A 4,765-nucleotide genomic window follows, 5' to 3' on the forward strand; every position below is an offset into this window, starting at 1 on the left:
GAGCCGCAATGGCAGTTTAGTAAATACGTTGGTAGGGTTTCACAGTACACACTTAAAAACGTAGTGATTGATAATTATTACTTTGGTGTAGCCTCTGTTAGTAAAGACGGTGTTGAGTCGCCAGTAGTATTTCCGGGTGATGTGGGTTCGTTTGATCACAATATAAAATAATAGTTTGGCTAAAAACACAGCAAACAGAGCGCTTTAAGGTGCAAATGACCGTTTTATACTTGCACCTTATTTACTAAGCCCTTAGAGTGTTAAAAAAGAAGTAAAAGGTTAATAAAAATGCAGCAACAAGAAAAAAAGCCGTTAACAGCAAAAGAACAAGTTATAACTGATGAGCAAAGAATGCAGTGGCAACGCGAATGTTTTCAAACAGCGCAAAAGCATTTAGCCGAAAAGGGCATTATGCCAAAATCAGTAGTTGATAAAGACAGTCGATTTTTAGCACCACTTTGTGCAATGTGGAAATTTAAAGCACAGAACGGTAAAACATATTGGGTAGTAACAGGGCGGTTACCTACAGATCATGCTGAAGTAAGTGCAGCTACAGATGCTCGTGATGCAATGCGTTACTTTTCTTTGCAGTGGCAATTAAAAGCGGATCAGATTATGAGTACAGGCGCGCGTGATAAAACACAGGTAGACTTTGCTAACTTACTTATCAATAGAGCCCATGGCTTGTACGAAATGTATGATAATGAGCCGCTGTGGGCAAATGAGGCAAAGTAACGACGGTTTGGGTTAAGTAAAAAAGTAGAGGGTGATAGCTTATTTATCGCCCTTCTCTTTATCTAATGGACAAGTGTGAAGGGAGTAGTATTAAACGCCGAAACAGGGCATTGCATACGTTGCCTAGGAATTCCCGCCTCCATAAATACATTCCCTTGCTGAATAAAGCCATTGCGCTTAAAACGCTCTACTTCATTTAAAATACAATTAATGCTTACTTCTTCAATACCTTGGTTTGACGCTAATTCTACAATAAAGTTGAGAAGCGATTTATATACTTTGCGATTACGGTGCTCAGGTAATACAGCTATTCTGCCGATTAAGCCATCTTTACATAATCTACCTGTTGCTATTGGGCAGTTTGCATCGTCTGTAACAAGTACATGTAATGCAATTTTATCTAGGCTATCAAATTCGATATGCTTGGGGATATGTAACTCGTAAACAAAAACTCGCTCTCGAATTTTTTGTAGCATATCTTTTTTTATATCCCATTCAACCTTATCAACCAGATAGCCCATTGCAAACTCCTATTGATACCAAATTAGAATGAGTAAGCAATCACAGCAAAATTATTTAAGCCAATATCAGATGAAAATTAAAAATTTTAACTGACCTGTATACATAATATCTTACGCTGTAAAATGCTCATCATTATTAATATAATTGGTATTATTACTCGTGGTCTATATTAAACCAGATCCCCTCATTAACAAGTGTAGTAAAAGTTTGAGTAAAAACTAAACTTGGCTTTGTTAAATTTAATGCTGAACTTTCAAACTCAGTATGATCGGTAAGTAGTTTAACCGCCGCTAAGTCGGTTAACGGCATAGCGTAATTTTCGCCATTTACACTTAGTAAAACTTCTGTATCGAGTTGCTGATAAATAGCGCGTGTGCCACCTAAACGCTCAAACACAGCTTCTTCATTATTTAAATCATCGCTTATTTGCTCTGACGTAAATGGAGGCTCTACTGGCGCTAAATCCATTTCATGTTTGGGCTGACTAAGCGTTGAGCCTAGCCATTGTTTAAATAAATCGTCATTTTCTAAAAGTGCCGCCATCAATGTTTTAACTTTATCAACTTCAAGGTTTGTAAGTTCACCCTTTGATTTTCTTAATGTGATGTTGTGATCGGTATAACGTTTTTGGCCGCTTTCGGTATCAATAATATGATCGGCAAAGCTCGACAATAAATCTTGTTGGTTTGGCGCCCTAAAACCAACTGAATAATTTAGTGCATTTTCTACAGCGTAACCTTCGTGAGGGCACCCTGGTGGAATATATAAAATATCGCCAGGCTCTAATATGCAATCGATTACGGCTTCAAATGCTTCTACTTGCAGTAATTTTTTGTTTTGAGCAAACTGCTTAAGTGTTGGATCGGGCAGGCCTACGCGCCAATGACGTTTACCTTCGCCTTGAATAATAAATACGTCATATTGGTCTAAATGTGGGCCAACACCACCATTAGGCGTTGAATAGCTAATCATTAAATCATCTATGCGCCAGTTTGGAATAAACCTAAATGGCTCTAGTAGTTGTGCAGCTTCAGGATGCCAATGATCAACAGCTTGCACTAATAAGGTGGCATTTTCGTCTGTTAACTGCTCAAAGTCTTCAAATGGACCTTGGTGCGTTTGCCAGTCATTTTTATGATTGGTGATAATACGTGACTCTATGCTTTCTTCCATTGCGAGGCCGGCAAGTTCATTAGCATCAAGCGGGTCTTGAAAATTAGCAAAACCTTGTTTGATTAAAAGCGGCTTTTTTTGCCAAAAATGGCTTAAAAACTCTTGCTCAGACAAATTATTTATTTTTAATTGATACATACATTATGCCTACTAGTTAGTGCAATGGGGTTAAAACAAAAAAAGCGAAAGGATGATCCTTTCGCTTTTTAAAAGAGCAATTTAGTTTTTAAACTAAATCATCAATAAACTCAACAGCACGACCAATGTAATTAGCAGGTGTTAGTTTTTTCATTTCTACTTTAGCGTGCTCTGGAAGGTCTAAACCATCGATGAAGTCAGCCATTATTTCTTGATTTACACGTTTGCCGCGTGTTAAATCTTTAAGTTTTTCGTATGGTTTTTCAATGCCATATTTACGCATAACCGTTTGAATCGGCTCGGCTAGTAATTCCCAGTTTTGATCAAGCTCGTCAGCTAAACGTTGCTCGTTTACTTCAAGCTTACTTACACCTTTAAGTGTTGATTGGTATGCAATAATTGCATAACCCATACCTACACCTAGGTTACGTAATACGGTTGAATCAGTAAGGTCACGCTGCCAGCGAGAAACGGGTAATTTTTGTGCAAGATGAGCAAAAATAGCGTTTGCTAAACCTAAGTTACCTTCTGAGTTTTCAAAATCAATTGGGTTAACTTTATGTGGCATTGTTGATGAGCCAATTTCGCCTGCAATTGTTTTTTGCTTAAAGTGATTAAGGGCAATGTAACCCCACATGTCACGGTCAAAATCTAACAATATAGTGTTAAAACGTGCAATTGCGTCAAACAACTCTGCAATATAGTCATGCGGTTCAATTTGTGTAGTAAATGGGTTTAGTGTTAAGCCTAAACTTGATACAAATTTATCTGCATGTGTGTGCCAGTCGTAATCTGGGTATGCGCTAAGGTGTGCGTTGTAGTTACCTACAGCACCGTTAACTTTACCTAGCATCTCTACTTGTGCAATTTGCCCGCGTTGACGCTTTAAACGCATGTATACGTTAGCAAACTCTTTACCCATCGTTGATGGTGTAGCTGGTTGCCCGTGCGTACGAGTCATCATTGGGATTGCTTTGTACTCAATCGCTTTTTCTTTAATTGCGCTTAAAAGTTCATCGCAATAAGGGAGTAAAACCTTGTTACGTGCTTCGCTAAGCATTAAACCATGAGATAGATTGTTAATATCTTCTGAAGTACAAGCAAAGTGAATAAATTCATTGATTGCATGAAGCTCACTGTTATCGGCTACTTTTTCTTTTAATAAGTATTCAACCGCTTTAACATCGTGGTTTGTAGTGCGTTCAATATCTTTAACGCGCTGTGCATCAGCTTCACTGAAGTTATCTACAATAGCGTTAAGTAGTGCATTTGCTTGTTCGCTAAATGCAGGTACTTCTTTTATATCGCTTGCTGCAGCTAACGCTTGCAACCAACGCACTTCAACAATTACGCGGTATTTAATTAAGCCAAATTCGCTGAAAATACTGCGTAGTTCAGTGGTTTTGCTGCCGTAGCGACCATCCACCGGAGAGATAGCCGTTAACGCTGAAAGCTCCATAATAACTCCTAAATTTTAGTTTGAACGATAGTTAAATTTTTGTTTTAGCAATGGCGAGTATTTTTCTTTTTGAAAAGAAAAAGTGACGGCGTTTACCGCCCATTTGTCGCCATAATACTGCACTTCTAACACCGGCTAGTAATAGGGCACGGATTTTATTTTGAGTGAGCTGCTGTTTTAATAACTCGGGTTTACCATAAACCTGTATTCGGTGCCCAAGGGGGCTCAGCACCGACGAGTATATATCTGCTAAACCGGCAACAACGCTCTCGTCGGTAATAGCAAAATGATCTAAACGACGATGAATATCATCAATTCGTTTGCCTAATTCGTTTAAGCTCTTGTCGTTTGCATTGAGTGCACGCTCAAGCTGCATTAAACCACCTACGTACTTTACTATTTCAACATCTTTTTGAGCGCCTGCAGTAAGCTGCGCCATTAATGTTTTATAGCCATCACGCAGGTTATCTGTACCTTGATAAACGTCCTCTGGGGATTCAGGAGATGTTTGAATAATACTTGAAAGTAAGATTTCTAAATCGTGTTCGTTGTTGCTGCCGTATTGAGCAATTTTTTGAACTTGTTTAGCAACCTGGCACATGGCGGCAAGCGCCATGACTTGGTATTCATTCATTACTTAATCACCGAGTCAATAATACCACCACCTAAACACACATCTTCTGCATAAAATACAGCAGATTGACCTGGCGTAACTGCTTTTTGTGGTTCGTCGAATAA

The 4,765-nt window shown here is 38.7% G+C and carries 5 protein-coding genes and 2 pseudogenes (1 of these 7 cut by a window edge); 2 read left to right on the plus strand and 5 right to left on the minus strand.

What is annotated here, in order from left to right; genetic code table 11:
* Positions 1-171, plus strand: a pseudogene (locus L652_RS1000000125420) (peptidase M28); the annotation flags it as partial.
* Positions 172-288: 117 nt separating this feature from the next.
* A complete protein-coding gene (locus tag L652_RS0110075) occupies positions 289-735 on the plus strand; it encodes a DUF4826 family protein (RefSeq protein WP_024594685.1) in 447 nt (148 codons plus the stop codon).
* A gap of 62 nt (positions 736-797) precedes the next feature.
* On the opposite strand, the gene L652_RS0110080 is transcribed toward L652_RS0110075, so the two are convergent.
* The 5 genes and pseudogenes from L652_RS0110080 to mnmA form a co-directional block, all read right to left on the minus strand.
* Positions 798-1,256 carry a GNAT family N-acetyltransferase gene (locus L652_RS0110080; protein ID WP_024594684.1) on the minus strand — a complete coding sequence of 153 codons (459 nt, stop codon included), beginning with the start codon at positions 1,254-1,256 and terminating at the stop codon, positions 798-800.
* 154 nt (positions 1,257-1,410) lie between these two features.
* Positions 1,411-2,568: a cupin domain-containing protein gene (locus L652_RS0110085; protein WP_024594683.1), complete on the minus strand. Its 1,158-nt coding sequence runs from the start codon at positions 2,566-2,568 to the stop codon at positions 1,411-1,413.
* 88 nt (positions 2,569-2,656) lie between these two features.
* Positions 2,657-4,027 (minus strand): adenylosuccinate lyase, encoded by a 1,371-nt coding sequence (gene purB, locus L652_RS0110090; protein WP_024594682.1) that lies wholly within the window; start codon positions 4,025-4,027, stop codon positions 2,657-2,659.
* 31 nt (positions 4,028-4,058) lie between these two features.
* Positions 4,059-4,661: a high frequency lysogenization protein HflD gene (gene hflD / locus L652_RS0110095; RefSeq protein WP_024594681.1), complete on the minus strand. Its 603-nt coding sequence runs from the start codon at positions 4,659-4,661 to the stop codon at positions 4,059-4,061.
* A pseudogene (mnmA, locus tag L652_RS01000000123640) lies at positions 4,661-4,765 on the minus strand (tRNA 2-thiouridine(34) synthase MnmA); it runs 994 nt beyond the window's last position. The gene hflD and the pseudogene mnmA overlap by 1 nt, the downstream one beginning before the upstream one ends.

This window comes from Pseudoalteromonas sp. TB25 (genome assembly GCF_000497995.1).
Taxonomy (GTDB): Bacteria; Pseudomonadota; Gammaproteobacteria; order Enterobacterales; family Alteromonadaceae; genus Pseudoalteromonas; species Pseudoalteromonas distincta.